General features: G+C 72.3%; 18 protein-coding genes. 5 read left to right on the top strand and 13 right to left on the bottom strand.

The window, feature by feature from the left end; all coding sequences use genetic code 11:
* Nucleotides 1–56 precede the first annotated feature (56 nt).
* From AB0O07_RS26055 to AB0O07_RS26015, 9 genes are all read right to left on the bottom strand, one after another.
* Entirely contained in the window at nt 57–1,055 is a 999-nt protein-coding gene (locus AB0O07_RS26055) for a DUF3152 domain-containing protein (RefSeq protein ID WP_365637419.1), read from the bottom strand.
* Nucleotides 1,056–1,425: 370 nt separating this feature from the next.
* Nucleotides 1,426–1,839 (bottom strand): DUF3151 domain-containing protein, encoded by a 414-nt coding sequence (locus AB0O07_RS26050; RefSeq protein ID WP_365637416.1) that lies wholly within the window; start codon nt 1,837–1,839, stop codon nt 1,426–1,428.
* A 2-nt stretch (nt 1,840–1,841) separates the two neighbouring features.
* The gene (locus AB0O07_RS26045; protein ID WP_365637413.1) at nt 1,842–3,560 is read right to left on the bottom strand and encodes an MFS transporter; all 1,719 of its coding nucleotides are present in this window, start codon (nt 3,558–3,560) and stop codon (nt 1,842–1,844) included.
* A 145-nt stretch (nt 3,561–3,705) separates the two neighbouring features.
* Nucleotides 3,706–4,737, bottom strand: coding sequence for a class II fructose-bisphosphate aldolase (fbaA, locus tag AB0O07_RS26040; protein WP_365637411.1), 1,032 nt, complete (start codon nt 4,735–4,737; stop codon nt 3,706–3,708).
* A 302-nt stretch (nt 4,738–5,039) separates the two neighbouring features.
* On the bottom strand, nt 5,040–5,576 hold the full coding sequence (gene pyrE, locus AB0O07_RS26035; RefSeq protein ID WP_365637410.1) for an orotate phosphoribosyltransferase: 537 nt from the start codon (nt 5,574–5,576) through the stop codon (nt 5,040–5,042).
* 71 nt (nt 5,577–5,647) lie between these two features.
* A complete protein-coding gene (locus AB0O07_RS26030; RefSeq protein WP_365637408.1) occupies nt 5,648–6,469 on the bottom strand; it encodes an aldose 1-epimerase in 822 nt (273 codons plus the stop codon).
* Between the two features lie 10 nt (nt 6,470–6,479).
* The gene (locus AB0O07_RS26025; protein ID WP_365637405.1) at nt 6,480–7,721 is read right to left on the bottom strand and encodes an SRPBCC domain-containing protein; all 1,242 of its coding nucleotides are present in this window, start codon (nt 7,719–7,721) and stop codon (nt 6,480–6,482) included.
* 94 nt (nt 7,722–7,815) lie between these two features.
* Nucleotides 7,816–9,720: a spermidine synthase gene (locus tag AB0O07_RS26020; RefSeq protein ID WP_365637402.1), complete on the bottom strand. Its 1,905-nt coding sequence runs from the start codon at nt 9,718–9,720 to the stop codon at nt 7,816–7,818.
* A 36-nt stretch (nt 9,721–9,756) separates the two neighbouring features.
* Nucleotides 9,757–10,314 (bottom strand): DUF2617 family protein, encoded by a 558-nt coding sequence (locus tag AB0O07_RS26015; RefSeq protein ID WP_365637400.1) that lies wholly within the window; start codon nt 10,312–10,314, stop codon nt 9,757–9,759.
* 1,081 nt (nt 10,315–11,395) lie between these two features.
* Here AB0O07_RS26015 and AB0O07_RS26010 point away from each other — a divergent pair.
* The 4 genes from AB0O07_RS26010 to AB0O07_RS25995 all read left to right on the top strand — a co-directional run bounded on the left by AB0O07_RS26010 (nt 11,396) and on the right by AB0O07_RS25995 (nt 14,636).
* A complete protein-coding gene (locus AB0O07_RS26010; RefSeq protein WP_365637398.1) occupies nt 11,396–12,550 on the top strand; it encodes a pyridoxal phosphate-dependent aminotransferase in 1,155 nt (384 codons plus the stop codon).
* 152 nt (nt 12,551–12,702) lie between these two features.
* Nucleotides 12,703–12,963: a CopG family transcriptional regulator gene (locus AB0O07_RS26005; protein ID WP_365637395.1), complete on the top strand. Its 261-nt coding sequence runs from the start codon at nt 12,703–12,705 to the stop codon at nt 12,961–12,963.
* On the top strand, nt 12,960–13,403 hold the full coding sequence (locus AB0O07_RS26000) for a PIN domain-containing protein (RefSeq protein WP_365637392.1): 444 nt from the start codon (nt 12,960–12,962) through the stop codon (nt 13,401–13,403). Before AB0O07_RS26005 ends, AB0O07_RS26000 begins: the two co-directional genes overlap by 4 nt.
* 243 nt (nt 13,404–13,646) lie before the next feature.
* Nucleotides 13,647–14,636 (top strand): esterase family protein, encoded by a 990-nt coding sequence (locus tag AB0O07_RS25995; protein ID WP_365637390.1) that lies wholly within the window; start codon nt 13,647–13,649, stop codon nt 14,634–14,636.
* Between the two features lie 132 nt (nt 14,637–14,768).
* On the opposite strand, the gene AB0O07_RS25990 is transcribed toward AB0O07_RS25995, so the two are convergent.
* Complete coding sequence (locus AB0O07_RS25990; protein WP_365637388.1) at nt 14,769–15,824, bottom strand: hypothetical protein; 1,056 nt, start codon at nt 15,822–15,824, stop codon at nt 14,769–14,771.
* 248 nt (nt 15,825–16,072) lie between these two features.
* On the opposite strand from AB0O07_RS25990, the gene AB0O07_RS25985 reads away from it, so the two are divergent.
* Nucleotides 16,073–16,678: a L,D-transpeptidase family protein gene (locus AB0O07_RS25985; protein ID WP_365637386.1), complete on the top strand. Its 606-nt coding sequence runs from the start codon at nt 16,073–16,075 to the stop codon at nt 16,676–16,678.
* Nucleotides 16,679–16,865: 187 nt separating this feature from the next.
* On the opposite strand, the gene AB0O07_RS25980 is transcribed toward AB0O07_RS25985, so the two are convergent.
* From AB0O07_RS25980 to AB0O07_RS25970, 3 genes are all read right to left on the bottom strand, one after another.
* Nucleotides 16,866–17,120: a hypothetical protein gene (locus tag AB0O07_RS25980; RefSeq protein ID WP_365637383.1), complete on the bottom strand. Its 255-nt coding sequence runs from the start codon at nt 17,118–17,120 to the stop codon at nt 16,866–16,868.
* On the bottom strand, nt 17,117–17,464 hold the full coding sequence (locus AB0O07_RS25975; protein ID WP_365637380.1) for a hypothetical protein: 348 nt from the start codon (nt 17,462–17,464) through the stop codon (nt 17,117–17,119). The genes AB0O07_RS25980 and AB0O07_RS25975 overlap by 4 nt, the downstream gene beginning before the upstream one ends.
* Nucleotides 17,465–17,595: 131 nt before the next feature.
* On the bottom strand, nt 17,596–18,684 hold the full coding sequence (locus AB0O07_RS25970; RefSeq protein ID WP_365637378.1) for a helix-turn-helix domain-containing protein: 1,089 nt from the start codon (nt 18,682–18,684) through the stop codon (nt 17,596–17,598).
* Nucleotides 18,685–18,903: the final 219 nt, after the last annotated feature.

Here is an 18,903-nt window from a genome sequence, read left to right as displayed (position 1 = left end):
CGGCACCCCCGCCGTACCCTCGTAGCCGCTGGGCCGTACCCCCGCGGCCCCCGCGATCAGGCGGGCGGCCCGTCCACGTACGCGCCCTTCTCGTCGTACGGCCAGGCGTTGGAGCGGCAGCCGTCGAGCCCCTTGATCTGCTGCATCATCACCGGGGCGAGCTTGCCGGGGCCGCCGCACCCGAGGTGCTGGCTGAGCCCGATCTCATGGCCGACCTCGTGGTTGATGATCAGGTGGCGGTAGTCGGCCGGCGGTCCGTCGAACTGGGGGGAGCCCTGCACCCAGCGGCGCAGATTGACGACGACGCCGTCGACGGTCTCGCAGTTCAGCTCGCCGTGGGTGTCGAGCCCCTGGGCGAGGCAGAGCTTGTCGGCGGTGGCCGGGGTGGCGATACGGATGACGAAGTCGGCCGGGGCGTCGGCGTCGGACTCGGCGGAGACGAGCTGGAACGTTCCCCGGCCGTGCGCGGCCCAGCCGCGCGGGTGGGCCAGGATCTTCTCGATCTCGGCGGCGGCGTCGTCGGCGGATATCTCGATGCCGTCCTCGACCTGCACGCGGTAGCGGCGGAGCGGCCCGGAGCCCACGGGGTCGCCCTGCGCACGGGCGGTGGAGAAGGTGCCGGGCCCGGATTCGGGCACGGCGGGTGTCTTCGACGGCGAGGGCGAGGCGGACGCCCCCGCGCCCGCCGCCGTACCCGCCGCGCCCGACGGGTCCGGCTCACCCGGCTGCGGAGCCACCTCGGTCTCCCCCTGCTCCTGGGCGGTGACCCCCTGGCCGTCCCGCTCCCCCTGGGCCTGGCTCTCCTTCGGGTCCGCCTCGGCCGAGGTGCCGGGCCAGGAGGTGACGGCGACGGCGCCCAGCACCAGGACGGCCACCCCGATCCCGGCGATCCCCAGCGGGCCGAGCCGCCGCCGGATGGCCCGTCGGCGGCGTCCCCGGGTCCGCCCGCCCCCGGGGACGGTCAGCCCGGTCCCGTACGGGGACCTGGCGTACCCCTCGTCGGAGCCGAACGCCCCGCGGCGTATCCGGCGGCGGATGGCGGCGCGCTTACCCAAAACGGATGTCTCCCTGGTCGAGCCCTGGCCCACGACGGCATTCGCTCCCCTATACGAACACCTGCACCTGAAAGACGGGCGAGACCCCCGAAAAGGTTGCCATGAGCGGCGACACCGGTCTGTGAGAACCGGCACCCACCAGTACGCACGGGACCGCCCCCGCTCTCACCACGGAGAAGTCCGCTGGATCACACTCGGGGGCCGGGGCCGGGGCCGGATCCGGGTCGGCGCCGGGCCGGGACCGGGACCGGGTCGGCGCCAGGCCGGGTCCGCATCGGCGCCCAGGCCGGGTCCGGGCACGCTCGGGGGGCCGGGCCCCGGGACCGGGGCCCCGGTGCCAGGGCCGCGAACGGGCCGCGAACGGGCCGGGTCAGCCGAGGGTGTCCGCCGCGAGCGAGGAGGAGTCGCGCAGGAAGGTCGTGCAGCGCTCGTACTCCGCCTCCTCGCCGATCGCCTGCGCGGCGCGCGCGAGCGCGTGCAGGGCGCGGAGGAAGCCGCGGTTCGGCTCGTGCTCCCACGGCACCGGGCCATGGCCCTTCCAGCCGCTGCGGCGCAGGGCGTCGAGGCCCCGGTGGTAACCGGTCCTGGCGTACGCGTACGACTCGACGACGCGCCCGCCCTCGTACGCGGTGTCCGCGAGCTGCGCCCAGGCGAGCGAGGAGGTCGGGTACTTCGCCGCGACATCGGTGGGCGGCGTACCGTTCGCGAGCAGCTCACGCGGCTCGGGGTCGTCGGGGAGTTCGGTGGGGGGCGGTCCCCCCAGGAGGTTTTCGTGGATACCCATGCCTACAGTCTGCCTTGCCCTCCGCCCTGCCCCCGCCCCCGCCGATCCGCCTCCACCGGTGGCGTCAGCGCGCAGTTGAACCGGCACTCCGGCTCGGCCCGTCCCGGCTCGGCCCGTCCCGGCCCCGCCCGCTCCCCCGGCACCGCCTGCGCGCCCTGCCCGACCTGCCCGGCCTGCCCGCCCGCTTCCTCCCGGGCCGCCGCGCCCTCGGGCCCCGCTTCCGCCCCGGGCGCCGCCGCCTCCTCCCCGGCCACCGCCGGCCCCCGTACCGTCGTCCAGGCGATCACCGCGCCCGCCACCAGCACCCCGGCCAGCAGCGGCAGCGCCCGCCGGAACGTCGCGCCGAACTCCGTCGCCGAGCGGTACGCCTCCGGGCCCATGCCCGCCAGCAGCGGCAGCGCGGCCACCGCGATCAGCCCCGCCGCCCGCGCCGCCGCGTTGTTGATGCCGCTGGCCAGCCCCGCCCGCGTGATGTCGACCGAGGCGAGCACCGTCGACGTCAGCGGCGCGACCAGCGTCACCATGCCCAGCCCCAGCACCACCAGCGCGGGCAGCACATCCGCCACATACCGGGCCTGCTCCCCCACCCGCAGCATCAGCACCATCCCGGCCGCGCAGAGCAGCGGCCCCACCGTCAGCGGCAGCCGGGGCCCGATCCGCTGGGCCAGCTCGCCGGAGCGCGCGGAGAGCAGCAGCATCAGCACCGTCGTCGGCAGCAGCGCCGCCCCCGCCCCCAGCGCCGAGTACCCGGCGACCACCTGGAGCTGGAGCGCGGCGAGGAAGAAGAAGCCGCCGAAGGCCGCGTAGACGCAGAGCGTCACCACATTCACCGAGGTGAAGAGCCGGGAGGCGAAGACCGACGGCGGCAGCATCGGCTCCGGGCGGCGCCGTTCCACCCGTACGAGCGCCACCGCGGCCACCACCCCGAGCACCCCCGGCCACACCACCCGGGCGATCAGCGCGTACGTGACCAGCGCCAGCGCCACCGCGCCGAGCACCGCCCCCGCCACGTCGAACCGCCCGTGCGCCGCCGGATCCCGGGTCTCCGGTACGTGCCGGAGCGCCACCGGCACACAGATCGCGGCCAGCGGCACATTGATCAGGAACACCCAGCGCCAGCCGGGCCCGTCCACCAGCCACCCGCCGAGGAAAGGACCGGCCGCCGCGCCCACCCCGCCCAGCCCCGACCAGACGCCGACGGCCCGCGCCCGGTCGTCCGGATGGAAGCTCGACTGGATGATCGCGAGCGAACCGGGCACGAGCAGCGCACCGCCCACCCCCTGGAGCGCCCGCGCCGCGATCAGGATGGCCGCGTCGGGCGCGATCCCGCAGAGCAGCGAGCCGAGCGCGAACCACACCACCCCGATGACGAAGACGCGCCGCCGCCCGTACCGGTCGCCGAGCGAACCGCCGAGCAGGATCAGCCCGGCCAGCGTGACCATGTAGGCGTTGACGGTCCACTGGAGCACGGCGAGGTCCGCGTCGAGGGACCGCCCGATATGGGGCAGGGCGACATTGACGACGGTGGAGTCGAGCATGGCCATGCTCGAACCGAGCACGGTCGTGAGAACGACCCACCGGCCGCGCCCCGTGGACAGCCTGATGTCCGCGCCCCTGATGTCCGCGTTCCCGATGTCCGCGCCCCTGATGTCCGCGTCCCCGCGGTCCATGTCCTCGCGGTCCGCGCCCCTGGCGTCCGCGTCCCCACGGTCCTGGTCCATACGGGGATCATCGCCGCCAGGTGCCGGTGCGGCGACCTGAACTCACGTACGCGCTGACGGGTACGCGTACGGGCCCGGCACCGTCCGAAGGGGACGGCGCCGGGCCCGTACGTACGGGTACCGCGGCCGCGAGTACCGCGGCCGGCTACTTGATCCTGGTCCCGGTGGAGCGCAGCGCCGCACACGCCTCCGTGACGCGCTTGGCCATGCCCGCCTCCGCCACCTTGCCCCAGGTCCGCGGGTCGTACGTCTTCTTCGAGCCGACCTCGCCGTCGACCTTCAGCACACCGTCGTAGTTGCGGAACATGTGGTCGGCGACGGGCCGCGTGAACGCGTACTGGGTGTCGGTGTCGAGGTTCATCTTCACGACGCCGTTCTCCAGCGCGGTGGCGATCTCCTCGGCGGTCGAGCCGGAGCCGCCGTGGAAGACGAAGTCGAACGGCTGGCTGCCGGCCGCCTTCCCGTACTCGGCGGCGACCCCGTCCTGGAGGTCCTTGAGCAGTTCGGGGCGGAGCACGACATTGCCCGGCTTGTAGACGCCGTGCACATTGCCGAAGGACGCGGCCAGCAGGTAGCGGCCCTTCTCGCCCAGGCCCAGCGCCTCGGCGGTACGGAGCGCGTCCTCGACGGTCGTGTACAGCTCGTCGTTGATCTCGTGGCTGACGCCGTCCTCCTCGCCGCCGGTCGGGGTGATCTCGACCTCAAGGATGATCTTGGCGGCGGCGGCCTGGGCCAGCAGTTCCTGGCCGATGGCGAGGTTGTCCGCCAGCGTCTCGGCGGAGCCGTCCCACATGTGGGACTGGAAGAGCGGGTCGCGGCCGGCCTTCACGCGCTCGGCGGAGATGTCGAGCAGCGGACGGACGTAACCGTCGAGCTTGTCCTTGGGGCAGTGGTCGGTGTGGAGCGCGACGGTGATGTCGTACTTGGCGGCGACGATGTGCGCGAACTCGGCGAGGGCGACCGCCCCGGTCACCATGTCCTTGTTGTACTGGCCGCCCAGGAACTCGGCGCCACCGGTCGACATCTGGATGATGCCGTCGCTCTCGGCCTCCGCGAAGCCGCGCAGCGCGGCGTGCAGGGTCTGGGACGAGGTCACATTGATGGCCGGGTAGGCGAACTTGCCTGCCTTCGCCCGGTCCAGCATCTCGGCGTAGACCTCGGGGGTTGCGATGGGCATCGGGCCGCTCCTTGTGATGTGCGGGATGTGCGGGTGTGAGGTGCTTGTCCCTGACCTGGGGGCGACATCGTCGTCGGCCCCATCTTTCCAGACTCCGCGCCGGGCTCCATGGCGCGTACGCGCCGCATGCTCGTCGTGTGCTCGCCACCCGCTCGCCGCCCGCTCACTGACCGCCCGCCGCCCGCTCGCTGACCGTTTCACGTGAAACGGTCAGCGGCCTCGGCAGCACCAGGGGACAGGAGAGACGGGAGGAACGGAAGGGACAGGGGTGCGGGGGGGGACAGGGGGGGCAGGGGGAGGGCTCAGAGACCCAGCTCGGCGAGCCCGTAGACGTTGATGTACGGCAGCCCCGCCTCCGCGATCGCCGGGGCCGCCCCGCGCTCCACGATGACGGCGACCGCGACGACCTCGCCGCCCGCCTCCCGTACCGCCTCGACGGCCGTCAGGGGCGAGCCGCCGGTGGTCGAGGTGTCCTCGACCACCAGGCACCGCCGGCCCTTGACCTCCGTACCCTCGATCCGGCGCTGGAGCCCATGGGCCTTCTGGGCCTTGCGGACGACGAACGCGTCGAGCCGCCCGCCGCGCGCGGCGGAGGCGTGCAGCATCGACGTGGCCACCGGGTCCGCGCCGAGCGTCAGCCCGCCGACGCAGTCGAAGTCCAGGTCGGCGGTGGCGTCCAGCATGACCTGCCCGACCAGCGGCGCGGCGTGCCCGTCCAGGGTGATCCGGCGCAGGTCGATGTACCAGTCGGCCTCAAGCCCCGAGGAGAGGGTCACCTTGCCGTGCACCACGGCCTTGTCCTTGATCAGTTGCAGCAGCTCAGCCCGTACGTCAGTCATGCCCCTGAGCTTAAGCCGACCTCCCGGGCCCCCTCCGCACCCCCTCTCGCCGCCTTCCCGCGGCCGGGGGCTCAGAGCCGCCGCCACTCCCAGGTGGTGGTGATCTCCAGCGGCTCCAGCGGGGTGACCAACTGGGGCGCGGTATTCAGCCCGTTCGGGGGGCCGGACTGGGGCTCGGCACAGACGGCCTCGGCCTGCTCGTCGTAGATCACGGCCCACTCGGCGGGGCTCGTGACCTTGAGTTCGAGCTGCCCCGGCCAGGTCAGGGTGGCGGCCACCCCGTCCGGCATCCCGAAGCAGTCGTCCCAGGGCCCGGGGCGCGGCGGGATCCGGCGGCCGGTGGGGAGATGGTCGGGGCCGCGCTCCTCCTGCCAGTTGGCCGAGAAGTCCACCTTCACCCCTTCGCCGTCGCCCTGGCTCCCGCCCGCGCCCTCGCCGAGGGTGCGCAGGAACCACGGGTGCCATCCCGCCTGCGCGGGGAAGGAGGTGTCGTACGTCTCCACCCCGAGCCGCAGGGTGAGCGCGTCCGGGCTCAGCTCGACGACCTGGGTCACGAGTCCGCTGTACGGCCAGGGCTCGGCCAGTTCGTACGTGAACGCCGCCTCGCTCTTACCGGCCCGCGCCGTCCGCCATGCCGTGTCCCGGCCGGTGCCGTGGATGGCGTGCGGCGGGGAGTTCAGCGGCATCTGGTGGAGCACGCCCCCGTTGCGGAACCTCCCCTGGTCGATCCGGCCGCACCACGGCACCATGGGGAAGCAGCCGTACCGCTCCCCCTGCCGCAGCACTTCGGTCCCGCCGATGCGTAGACTGCTGATCCGGCAGCCGTTCGCCGGGGTGATGGTCAACTCGGCGTCGCCCGCCGCCAGTCGGATGCTCTCTTCGCTGCTACTCACACGGCCGACACTACTTGCGCCGCCGCAGTGCGCGGCCGACCACCACGGCCGAGGCGAGCGCGAGTGCGGCCGCGGGCGCGATCCAGCGCAGCGTGGCCCGGCCCTCGACGGCCTCGGGCGCGGGCACCGGCGCGTACCGCCCGCGCGGCGGCGCGTGATCGACCTCCTCGGCACTCCGCCCGATCATGGTCCGCCGGGCATGCGCGGCCTCGGCGGGCGGCTCCCCCTCGAACCCCCCACCGGGAATCCGGAAGTCCCCTTCACCAGAGGTGGTGGCCCCGTCCACCTCGAAGACAGCGGCGGCGTCAGCGTCGGCATCGGGTCCGGGGCCGGCCTCCGCCTCAGGCTCGGCCTCCGCCTGGGGCCCGTCGGCATCGGCCCCCTCCCCAGCGGCATCGCCGTCCGCGCCCTCCGGGCTTTCCGCGCCGTCCGAGCCTTCCGTGCCCTCCGGGCCCTCCGGGCTTTCCGTGCCCTCCGAGCCTTCCGTGCCCTCGGTGCCCTCCGTGCTTTCCGAGCCTTCGGGCTCCGTGGCGGCTCCGGAAGCGACCGCCTTCGGGCCGGAGCCCCCGGGGCCCGGCTTCCCGGAGTCGGCGGCGTGCTCGGGAGCGGCCCCAGTGGCACCGGCGTCCTCGGAGGTGGCCCCGGCGTCCGGCCCCTCGGAGCCGGGCTCTTCGGATCCGGCCCCCTCCGAAGCGGGCGTCCCCGGTGAGGGCGTCCCCGGTGAGGGCGTCTCGGCCAGGGGCGTCTCGGCCGGGGGTGCCTCGGCCGGGGGTGCCTCGGCCGGGGGCGTCTCGGCGGCGGGTCCTTCCGGGGCGGCGTCGTCCCGCGCCGCCTCCTCCCCGAGCCGCGCGGCGAACTTCTCCAGCAGCCGCCGGCCCGCCGCCGTCACCGTCCCCGCGTCCAGTTCGGCCAGCCGGCCGTCCGCGCGGGAGCCCGCGGTGAACGCGACGGCCGTACCGCCCGGGGCGTCCGTCAGGGTGAGGGTCAGCGTGAGCTTGACGGAGCCGGAGCCCCGGATCTCCGCGCCCACCGCCTCCGCCTCGAAGGCACCCTCCCGTTCGGCGAGCGTCAGCGCGCCCCGGTAGGTGATCGTGTGGCCGCCGATACGGACCTTCAGCCGCCCCGAGAGCGGCCCGGCCGACGCGTCGGCGTCCTGTTGGAGCCCTGGTACGCACCGGGCGACCCGGGCGGGGGCCCGCAGCGTCTGACGGAGGGCCTCTGCCGAAACCGGAACGAACACCTCATGCTCCATGGAAGTCGAGCCTACTCAGAGGGCGCCGCCGAGGCAGCCCCTTTGCCCCACCCGTCACTCCCCGGCCGGCCCGGCTACCCGTCGCGCCCCTCCTCTACCCGCCGTACCGGGGATGCAGGAGCGTCGAAGGCGGCAGCTCCGCCGTCCCGTCACCCCCCGGCCCGCGCTGCCCCGGCGGCAGCGGGACGGGTATCGGGGAGCGCAGCCGGGGCGCGTCCGGGGCCAGCCCGAACGGGGGCTCCGCGCCCACCCGGGCCAGCTCGAACCCCCAGTCGTCCGGCTCGGGACCCCTGTCCTTGGCCCGGTCGGGGCCGGCCGAGAAGCCCGAGGGGCCGCCGGTCGCGCGGTACGGCGTCGTACCGAACCCCGCGGCACGCAGCGTCGCGTCCACCGTCCAGTACGTCCGCGCGTCCGCCGTGGGCGACCCCGCGTGCACCACGAGCCGGCCGCCCGGGGCGAGCACACGCGAGGCCAGCCCGTAGAACTCCTCGGAGTAGAGCTTCGTACTGGCGGTGATGCCGGGGTTGGGCAGGTCCGAGACGACCACGTCGTACCCGGCCGCCCCGCCGCCCGCACCGCCGTGCCCCGCACCCCGCAGCCAGGTGAAGACGTCCGCCGATATCGCGTGCAGCCGTGGGTCGTCGTACGCGTGCCCGTTGAGCGCGGCCAGCGCCGGGTCCGTACGGGCGAGCCGGACGACACCCGGGTCCAGCTCGACCACGGTGACCGAGCGGACGTCCCGGTAACGCAGCACCTCCCGCGCGGCGAGGCCGTCACCCCCGCCCAGGATCAGGACGCGCCCATGGGCGCCGCGCATCGCGGGGTGCACCAGCGCCTCGTGATACCGGAACTCATCGCGCCCACTGACCCGCAGCCGCCCGTCCAGATACAACTCCAGCGACGCCCCCGCACCACCGGATCCCGCCCCCGCACCACCGGATGCCACACCCGCACCACCAGGCGCCACACCCACACCCACACCCGCACCTGCACCCCTGTCCGCCCCACTCCCTCCGTCCACCTCACTCCCCTCCCCCACATCCCCCACCTCACCCACATCCCCACCTCCACCAGCACCCCCACCCGCATCCCCCGAGGAGCGCCGCCCCCGCGCCTCGTCCCCCCTGCTCCCCCCGTCCCCTCCGCTCCCCCCGTCGCCTCCGCTCACCCCGTCCACCGCACCCGTGAGCACGAGATCCTGGATCCCCGTGTACAGAGCGACCCGCACCCCGTCGCCGTAGAGCGCGCGCCGGGCGGCCCGTTCGAAGGTGTCGACCTCGACCGCCGCGGTGGCCAGCACGGCGAGCACCAGCACGTTCAGCGCGATGAGCAACCGCCGCGACCGCCGCGTCAGGTCCTGGCCGAAGAGCCAGAGCACGAGCGCCGCGCCCGCCACCGCGTTCACCGCGCCGGTCACCAGCGCGCCCGTGAGCTGACCGAGCCAGGGCAGCAGCAGAAACGGGAAGGCGAGCCCGCCGACCAGCGCGCCCACATAGTCGGCGGCGAAGAGGTCCGCGACCGTCCCCTCCGCGTCCTGCCGCGAGAACCGCTGGATGAGCGTCATCAGCAGCGGGATCTCCGCCCCGGTGAGCACGCCGATGGCGAGCGAGAAGCCCACCAGTACGTACCGCGACTCCCCCAGCCACACGAAGCTCATGTAGAGCACCAGCGCCGAGCACCCGCCCAGCAGCGCCAGCACCGCCTCCAGCAGCCCGAAGCCGAAGGCCGCCCGGCAGCGCAGCCGCTTGGCGAGCAGCGAGCCGACGCCCATCGCGAAGACCATGACCGACAGGACGACCGACGCCTGGGTGACGGAGTCCCCGATCAGATACGACGCGAGGGCGACCAGCTCCAGCTCGTACACCAGTCCGCACGCGGCGCAGACGAAGACGACGGCGAGGACCAGGAACCGCGCCGCGCCCGCGCGCACGGGCAGCCGCGCGCCCCCCTGGGGCGGCGGACCACCCTGGAGCGGCGAGGGCACGGGCTGCTGGATCACGCTCGTAACGCTACGTCACGAATTCACGGCGGTTTGTCACCCACACGGCTGAATCTCCCGGGCCGCAGGCTGAATTTCCCGGGCCGCGGGCATACGGACCCTGATGCGCGTCCGGGTTACCACGAGTCGCCCCTCCTGGGGGTACGCGTGCCAGGTGCGCCACCGGACATGGTTCTCGTCGCGCTGCGCGAGCATCGCGGTGAAGGCGTTGGGGGAGCCGGGAAACGTCCCCGCTAGGCCGTTCGGGTGATCGGCGACCAAGGCGAGCAGCTCCTGCGCGCGGCCGGCGAACGAATTGCGCGTCAGCGTCTCGACCCGCGCGGCGAATTCGTACTCCCATGCGCCCAGACGCTTGGACACCCCGAGCGGCAACGGGGTGCTGCTCCCCGGCATACAGGCGACGGTCTCGGAGCACACTTCGCCCCGCTCCTCAAGAATCACCTGGTGGGAGGCGCCGAGCAGGCGTAACTGGAGCCCGGCACCGGCGAGATCGAGATCGAGCACGGCCAGGGCGGGAACCGGCTCCCGGCCCAACTCCCAGGCCAGATCGGCCGCGCGAGTGTCGGAGTAGGCGGTTTTGAGGGTGGTGAGCATGGATCGGCTCCGCAGACACGCTTGACGGGTGCACCGGGAGAGATGTCCCGGACGGAGAGCTACGGACTCGTGGGGGAATCGCCCGCTCGGCGCCGCATCAGGCCCGAGGGCTGGAAGCTCTCAAGAGGGAGGGAATCACGAAGTACGCAACACTCCCAGCGTTTTTACCCAACTTGACGGGGTTTCCATCCCCTAGGGGGCCCAGGGGTTCAATTGTTCAATCAAAACCAGCACGATGAACAGAACAACAAACAAAACGACGAACAGGCGCCCGAATACCACCGAACAGACAACCGATCGGACCACCCCCACGAGATCGGACCACCCCCACGAGAAAGGACAACGAGAAAGGACAACCAGCCGAAGAGACGAAGAGAGGCCCCGCGACGGCCGGACGCACCGAACGCCCCCGCGGGACCCCCCTGTTCCATGACGGACTAGCTGCCCCGTGTCAGCTACCTCCGCCACACCCTCCGCCGCAGGAGGACCCGCCTCCGCACGACGAGTGCCCGCCGCCCCCGCACGAGTGCCCACCACTGTGCCCGGAACCGCCACTTCCGCCACTGCTGCCACTGTCGCTGCTGCCACTGCTGCCACTGTCGCTTCCGCCCCCGCACGAGACGGCCCCCACGTCGCCGCCCCCACCGGCCCACCAACTGCTCTCGGACCCACGGCTCTTACCGCTCCGCGCCCCGGGCATCCGCTTCGCGGGCTTGCGCGCGGCGGACCTCAGCGCCGACCGGCTCCGGACCTTCTCGCGCGCCTGGGCGGCCTGCCGCGCCTTCGCCGCCGCACGCGCCCTGTCGGCCGCCCGCGCCCGCTCTTCCCTCGCGCGCCTGCTCCGCGACGCGCTCACACTCGACACGACCCCGACCAGGGCGATCCCTATCAGAATCACCACCACGGCTCGCACCATGGGTCTCACCTTCCTTACCTGCACAAGAACTGTTCCCCCGAAGCGAGACCGGCCGCCGAGGCGGCCCCGGCCTCGCACTGGCGTGCGTGACTCAGGTTGTCCCCCGACACCCGACGCCCAAAGCAGACTTGAGCAAGCCCAGAGGTTCGGCACAGGATGGCCGTCATGACCAAAGAATGGCTCGGCGGCACCACGATCTTCGCGGAGATGTCGGCCCTCGCCGCCCGCACCGGCGCGATCAACCTCGGCCAGGGCTTCCCCGACACGGACGGCCCCGAGCCGGTCCGCGAGGCCGCCGTACGAGCGCTACGGGACGGCCGGGGCAACCAGTACCCGCCGGGCCCCGGCATCCCCGAACTCCGTACCGCCGTCGCCGACCACCAGCGCTCGCGGTACGGCCTGACGTACGACCCGGATACGGAGGTCCTGGTCACGGCGGGCGCCACCGAGGCCATCGCCGCCGCCCTCCTCGCCCTCGCCGGCCCCGGCGACGAGGTGGTCGCCCTGGAGCCGTACTACGACTCGTACGCCGCCTGCATCGGCATGGCGGGCGCCACCCGCGTCCCGGTCACCCTCCGCCCCCGCGACGGCGCGTACCACCTCGACCTGGACGAACTCCGCGACGCGCTCACCGACCGCACCCGCGTCCTCCTCCTCAACACCCCGCACAACCCCACCGGCACGGTCCTCACCCGCGCCGAACTCACCGCCGTCGCCGAACTGGCCGTCGAACGAGACCTCCTGGTCGTGACCGACGAGGTCTACGAACACCTGGTCTTCGACGGCGAACACCTCCCGATCGCCACCCTCCCCGGCATGCGCGAACGCACCCTCACCATCAGCAGCGCGGGCAAGACCTACTCCTTCACCGGCTGGAAGGTCGGCTGGGTGACGGGCCCGCCCCACCTGGTGAAGGCGGTCCGCTCGGCGAAGCAGTTCCTCACATACGTCAGTTCAGGCCCCTTCCAGTACGCCATCGCCGAGGCGCTGCGCCTCCCGCAGAGCTACTACGACGACCTCCGCGCCGACCTCCGCACCAAGCGCGACCTGCTCTGCGCGGGCCTGACGGCGGCCGGATTCGACGTCTACCGCCCGGCGGGCACCTACTTCGTCACCACGGACATCCGCCCCCTCGGCGAGACCGACGGCTTCGCCTTCTGCCGCGCGCTGCCGGAGCGGGCCGGCGTGGTGGGGATCCCCAACGCGGTCTTCTACGACCATCAGGCACAGGGTGCGCCTTTTGTCCGCTTCGCCTTCTGCAAGCGGGAACGGGTCCTACGGGAAGCGACCCAACGGCTGGGCGACGCCTTCAGCAGGTGACCTCCCCCCTCCTGGGCGGCCGGAAGGCGGCTGAGCACGACCGGCCCACGGAGGGATCTCCCTGACCGGCCCACGGGGATCTCCCCGAACGGCCCACGGGGGTCTCCCTGCGGAACAGGGTGGGCGAAGACGACATGGACTACTGTTGGTACATGTCCATGAAGCGCACCAATGTCTACGCCGATCCGGAAGACCTGGCCATCATCAAAGAGGCCGCCGCCCGCCGCGGTATCAGCGAAGCGGAGATCATCCGGCAAGGCATCCATCTCGCGGCCATGGCCAACCGGACGTGGGACGAGCCATTCTTCTCCCGCACTTTCGAAGGCCCCGGCCGTACCCCGTCCAAGGACGAGGTACGCGACGCCGTGGCCGACGCCGCCCTTCAGGAAAGCAGGCCGGAAAACCCTTCATGATCATCGTGATCGCTGATACCAGTGGGCTGCTGGCCGCGCTGGACAGGGCACACCCGGAACACGCGGGAGCGAGCGAGGCGCTCCTGAAAGCCGGCCTCCTCGTCATGTCCCCGCTGCTTCTCGCGGAGATCGACCACGTGGCCACCCGCGAACTGGGACGAAAAGCGGCCATGAGCGCGGTCGACGACATCCAGCGATGGATGCGCGTGAACAGGATCATCATCCCCGAGATCACCGAGACCCATCTCTCGGAAGCACGGTCGGTGCGCGACCGATACCGCGATCTCGACCTCGATCTCGCGGACGCGGTGAACGTCGCACTGGCCGCCGACTACGACACCGACACCGTACTCACTCTCGACCGACGCGACTTCCGCGCGCTGCGCCCGCTCGGACGGCAGAAGAGCTTCCGTCTGCTCCCCGACGACCTGCCCCTGTGACCCGTTGAGGCAGGTGAACGGGGTGTCCCTGGGGGGGCGGGCCCGCCCGAACTGGTGAAGCGGTGCGCTCGGCGACCTCCCTCGGCGGGACCGCCCCGAAATCAACCCCCACCTCTTCCACATGTGACGCTGCCGCACAGGGGTGTGGAGGTCTCCCGGGGACCCACGAGTAGGTCGCGGCCATGACAATCCAGCCGATTAGCGTGCGGCGGGTTCGTGAAACTCCGTGACCAGGAGAACAATGTGAGCAAGCACCGCCTCAACCGCCGGCTGTTCCTGAAGGCCGCCGGCGGAGTCGCCGCGGCGGCAGCGCTGGGCGGCGGGGTCTTCGCCGCGACGGCCTCGGCGGCGGGGGCCGCCTCGGACGGCTTCGGGCTGACGATCAAGGACCGCAACGAGGACGACCCTCGCATGTGGTACTACCGCTTCGGTACGGACGCGATCGGCTGGGACCCGGGGGTCAACGTCCTGCTGCCGAGCGACTATCACACCAGCGGCCGCCGCTACCCCGTCCTCTACCTGCTCCACGGCGGCGCCCAGGACTTCATCGCCTTCGACCGCGACCTCAAGATCCGTGATCTGACGGCCGGCAAGCCGCTGATCGTCGTGATGCCCGACGGCGGGCAGGCGGGCTGGTACTCCAACCCCGTCAGCTCCAACACCGGCCCCAGGAACTGGGAGACCTTCCACATCGACCAGCTCCTCCGCTGGGTCGACGCGAACTTCCGTACGCACGCGGAGTACGCGGGCCGCGCCGTCTCCGGCTTCTCGATGGGCGGCTTCGGCGCGCTGAAGTACGCGGCCAAGTACTACGGCCACTTCGCCTCCGTGAGCGCCCACTCGGGCCCCGCGAGCCTCCGCCGCGACAGCGGCGCGGTCGCCCACTGGGCCAACGCCTCCGCCGCCGCGGCGGACCTGGGCGGCGGTACGGTCTACGGCGCCCCGCTCTGGGACGAGGCCCGGGTCACCGCCGACAACCCGGTCCAGAACGTGGAGCGTTACCGGAACAAGCGCATCTACCTGGTAGCGGGCACCAGCCCCGACCCGGTCAACTGGTTCGACACGGCCAACGAAAGCCAGGTCTTGGCCGGCCAGCGCGAATTCCGCGCCCTCCTGGACAACGCGGGAATCCCCCACGACTCCCACGAAGACCCAGGCGGCCACTTCGTACGCCCCAACCGCCTGACAGACGACATCAACGGCGTCATAGCCCACCTCCGCAAGGCCGCGTAACCGCGAGTCACAGGCCGCGAGCCGCCTACCGCGCACCGCAAGGCCCGTAACCCGGCACAGCGAGCGTCCGCCACACCGCCCCTGCCCGGCACCCGGCGTGGCGGGCGCCCCCCAGCCAAGCGGGCGGCGCCCTCACACGAGATCCGGCGTCCAGATGACCCGGTCGGGGGAGACACTGGCGGTCGGGGAGAGCCGGTAGGTGCCCCCGTTGTCGTGCTCGGCGATGACCCAGCCGACCCCTTGGTACCCGACGGGCACGTCCTGGCGGGGCAGGGCGCAGAGCGCCGGGTCCGTCGTGACGGTCCCGCTCCCCGGGACCTCGACGCGGCGGAACCCGGAGGTCCGTGGGCACGCGCGGAACGTACTCTCCCGCGCGTACTGCTGAGCGACCTTGACGGTCACCGCCGCCAGCCCCTCGTTGGTGATCTTGAGGGCGAAGGAGACACGGTCCTCCTCCACGCGCGCGCAGACCCGCCAGACGACCGCGTCCGGCCCCTGGAAGGGCACGCTGCACCGGCTGTCCTCCCCGAGCGAGCCCTTCTCCAGCCCCCCGGTGACCGGCCCGTCGACCGGCTCGCCGCTCCCCCGCGAGCCCGGATCCGGTCCGCCGCCGACCGCCCCCGCGTCCTCCGGGACACCCCGTCCCCAGAGCACGACGCCCAGGATCAGGGCGCCCGTGAGCATGCCGCCCGCGACGAGCCCCGCAAGCGCCCCGGACACGGCCTTCGCCCGCCATTCGGTACGCTCCCGCCGCGCCTCCCGACCGGACTCTCCCGCTCCATCCGGGGTCACGGAGACCTCGCCCGCCTGATCACCCCCTCCCGCCGCGCTCTCCTCCGCCGGCCCCGGCGGGGGCGTCCGCCGCTGATACCGGAGCCGCCGCTGATCGGCCTTGGCGCGCCGGCGCAGCTCATGCCAGTGCGCGAGTTCCTTCTCACCGACCCCGAAGATCTGCGCGAGCGCCGTCAGCACGGCCCCGGCGGGTAAGGCGGTCCCGTCCGGCTTCAGATATCGGCTCAGGGCCGTATCACTGAGCCCCCGCACGTTCTGGCCGCTCAGCATCGCCTTCAACCGGGTCTCGACACTCTGCTGCTTCAGCCCCGAACGCGCCCACGCCGCATGCAGCCGCGCGACAAGCACCGTACGCGCGTCGTCCGCCCCGAACTCCGTATCCGAATGCCCCGTCACTGCCCCTCACCCATCCCTTCACCATCCCGCTCACCACCGTTTCCGCAGGTGGAAGCGCCTACGGGCGAACGGGACCGGACCGGGACAGCAGCGGGACAGCAGCGGGACGGCACGCCGCCCCGGAACCCTGGTGACGCTCCGCGTTCCCCGCCAATCCTTGATCCGGCGACGCGAACAGAGCAGTCGCCGATCACCCAGTCGCCCAGGCACCCAGTCGCCTCAACCCACCCACGACGTAAGGAACCCGGATGAGGACCACCCACACCACCCACACGATCCGCACCACCCGCACGCCCCGCAGGACCCGCATGACGCGCTCCGCCACCGCAGCCCTGGCGGCCGGCTCGATCGCCCTTCTCACCGGCCTGACCCCGCCCACCGCACAGGCCGCCGCGGCCGACACGGTCCACCTGAAGTTCGACAAGAACCCGGCGGCCCCTTCCGACTCCCGGCTCTCCGTCGTCAAGGGCGCCAAGGTGTGGGCCACTTACCGGGCCGGTTCCGGAACCACCAAGAACGAGTGCGCCACGGGCCGGGGCTGGCTGCCCAACGGCACGTACGCGGTGGGGAAGCACTACCGCACCTACAACGGCCGCCTGATCAAGGGGTACGCGATCAGGCTCGCCGACAAGGTCTGCTCCGACGGCCGTACCAAGCGCACCGAACTCTTCATCCACAGCGAGATGACGGTGAACGGAGGCCAGGGCGGCAGCGAGCCCCGGAAGTGGACCGACACCAACCCGAACGACTTCCTCTCCAACGGCTGCGTCAAGCTGCGCCCTGAGGAGATCAAGAAGATGTTCCGGCTGCTGGACCGGATCGGATGGCCGAAGACCCTGAAGGTCACCGGCTGACCCACCCCCCGGCGACGGCGCCCCGGGAACAGCACCACCCCGGGAGCGCCGATCTCCCATCACAGGCTCCCCGCCTCTCCACACACCCGCACCCGCACCCGCAGAGCCACCGGTTCATCCGATCAGCTCAACGAGTCACCCCGGCAACAGGAAACGGCGCCGTGAGTTCCCCTCCCACGCAGTCGGATCAGCCCAGGTAAGTGATCTGGACGATGTATACACGTTCGCTGCGTACAACGATCTGGTACGTGAACATGCCGCCGGGAACGAGGAGACTGCTGCCCTTCGGATCAACCCCCTCATGGCTTCTGCCATGTACGTGGAGCGTCTCCGCCGCTCTGACCAGTTCCGCCGCCTTCTCCTCCACCCCGGTCAGAAAGATGCGCGGCGCGGTGCGGGCCGCTTCCTCTGCCCCGAAGGCGTACTCCCAGGCCCAGCTCAAGCGCGTACCGCCGACATGGCCTCGTCCAGGACGGCCGTCAGCTCCCGCAGCGCCTCCCGGGCGATGTCCGGGTCCTCGTGCTCCAGGTTGACGTTCGCCCGGGCATAACGGACGGAGAGGTCGGGGCGGCGTGCGATCTCGATGTCCCTGGCCCACGCCAGGACCCAGCCGCGTACCGGGCTGAGCGACTCCCACTCGACGGCCTTGGCGAAGGCATCGTCCTTCGTCCGCTGCATCTCGCCCAGTCGGCCGGGCGCGACGACGGCGAGAGCGGCGCGCAGGGCCTCGGGCGTCTGCTCGGGGCGGGGGATCAGCTCGTGTCCGTGGTCTGCCTGGGTGCTCATGGTGACCTCCTGGGAGTGCACGGGCCAGGTTAGTCGTGCGGAACGGCTGGGGCGTGGTGTCGCCATCATGAGTACGAAGTTCCTGTTCACAGGTGGTACGGGAGAGCCAAGGCCGTCCGGGACGGGTCCGCTCAAGGGACCGGAGCAGCCGGCGGCGCGGTCGGCCGGCAGTCGCCGCAGCGGCCTGGTTCCGGTGCCCGGAAGGCGCGGTCGCAGTTGTCGCAGTTCTGGAGGGGGTGCCGTACGGGTGGTGGGGACTCCGGGGTGCGGAAGGGGGGTGGGGGTGGGAGCTGGGCCGTCAGGCGGTACGCCAGCAGGGCGGCCGGGCGGCGCGGGCCCTCCGGGGGCAGGGCGGCGGTGAGGGCGTGGCGTACAGCATCGGGCGGTACGTCCCGCTCCAGCCAGGCGGCGACCCCGGGGGCCAGGTGCGCCGTATCGCAGGCGGAGAGGTGCATCCGGGGGTCGTGGGCGCGTACGTCCGCCAGGACCTCCATGGCCACCCCCAGCAACTCCGGGGAGGAGTAACCGGGCTGGGGCACGGGCGGAAGGGGCCGCTTCACCTTCTTCCGGGACGGGGAAGGGGATGGGGATGGCGATGGGGATGGGGGCGTGGACGAGGGCGAGGACGTGGACGGGGGCGGGGGCGAGGACGTGGATGCGGGCTGAGTGGATACGGAGCGCACGGGCGTCGCGCCCCGCGCGGGCGTCGCGCCCAGCGCGGGCGCGGCGGGCCGTACCGCTGTGGCGGCCCGTACCCGCTCCGCGCCCCGTACCGCCGTCGCGCCCCGTACCGCCGTACGGCGCCGGGCTGCCGCCGCCGCGGGCTGGTTGCAGGAGATCGTACGGGTGACGATCCGGCCCCCCGGGGTGCGTTCACGGACCCGGCGGAGGTAACCGTGGGCCTCAAGCTCCCGCAACCCGTTGGAGATCCGGTCCGCTCCCTCCGCGAAACGGCGGGTCAGGGTCTTGATATCGACCTGAGCCCCCGTGGGCAGCGACTGGATGTGCAGACCGAGGCCCAGCGCGACCAGCGACAGCTCCTTGTGCTGGGCCAGATGATTGCCGACGACCGTGAAACTCGTGGTGTGGCGGAAGTTGTCGTGCTCGACCCCGGCGGGGTGAGCGTGCTGCTGCTCGGTTGAAGGGCGAACAGGGGGCCGCGCCGTCCCTCGGGAGGGGCGTTCTCGGTCGCGTAAGCCTGACGGGGCGTGCGGCAGCACGCTAGTGTTTCCGTTATCCATCGGGAAGGGTTGGAGTCTTCCTCGTTGGTCAGGCCCTCGATCGGGATCGCTAGTCCCGGCCGGGGGCCGACGTCTTTTGTGTGGTCCGTGCTCGCTGAGCGTAAGGCAGCCCAGGGGCACGAAATCCACCCCAACCAGGGATATTCACCCGCCCGAGTGAGGGTGATCGAATGGAGGGGTGGGTGGTGGGGTTGGTGA

Origin of the sequence: Streptomyces sp. NPDC093085, from assembly GCF_040683935.1 — a bacterium.
Taxonomy (GTDB): Bacteria; Actinomycetota; Actinomycetes; order Streptomycetales; family Streptomycetaceae; genus Streptomyces.
This window is presented reverse-complemented; position numbering and strand designations above follow the sequence as displayed.

What these genes read in the sequence shown, in the direction of transcription:
- AB0O07_RS26005 (WP_365637395.1), top strand. Translation starts at nt 12,703, where the DNA reads ATGTCCATGAAGCGCACCAATGTCTACGCCGATCCGGAAGACCTGGCC.
- AB0O07_RS26010 (WP_365637398.1), top strand. Translation starts at nt 11,396, where the DNA reads ATGACCAAAGAATGGCTCGGCGGCACCACGATCTTCGCGGAGATGTCG.
- AB0O07_RS26000 (WP_365637392.1), top strand. Translation starts at nt 12,960, where the DNA reads ATGATCATCGTGATCGCTGATACCAGTGGGCTGCTGGCCGCGCTGGAC.
- AB0O07_RS26025 (WP_365637405.1), bottom strand. Translation starts at nt 7,721, where the DNA reads ATGGAGCATGAGGTGTTCGTTCCGGTTTCGGCAGAGGCCCTCCGTCAG.
- AB0O07_RS26050 (WP_365637416.1), bottom strand. Translation starts at nt 1,839, where the DNA reads ATGGGTATCCACGAAAACCTCCTGGGGGGACCGCCCCCCACCGAACTC.
- AB0O07_RS25975 (WP_365637380.1), bottom strand. Translation starts at nt 17,464, where the DNA reads ATGAGCACCCAGGCAGACCACGGACACGAGCTGATCCCCCGCCCCGAG.
- AB0O07_RS25985 (WP_365637386.1), top strand. Translation starts at nt 16,073, where the DNA reads ATGAGGACCACCCACACCACCCACACGATCCGCACCACCCGCACGCCC.
- pyrE (WP_365637410.1), bottom strand. Translation starts at nt 5,576, where the DNA reads ATGACTGACGTACGGGCTGAGCTGCTGCAACTGATCAAGGACAAGGCC.
- AB0O07_RS26015 (WP_365637400.1), bottom strand. Translation starts at nt 10,314, where the DNA reads ATGCTCACCACCCTCAAAACCGCCTACTCCGACACTCGCGCGGCCGAT.
- fbaA (WP_365637411.1), bottom strand. Translation starts at nt 4,737, where the DNA reads ATGCCCATCGCAACCCCCGAGGTCTACGCCGAGATGCTGGACCGGGCG.
- AB0O07_RS26045 (WP_365637413.1), bottom strand. Translation starts at nt 3,560, where the DNA reads ATGGACCAGGACCGTGGGGACGCGGACGCCAGGGGCGCGGACCGCGAG.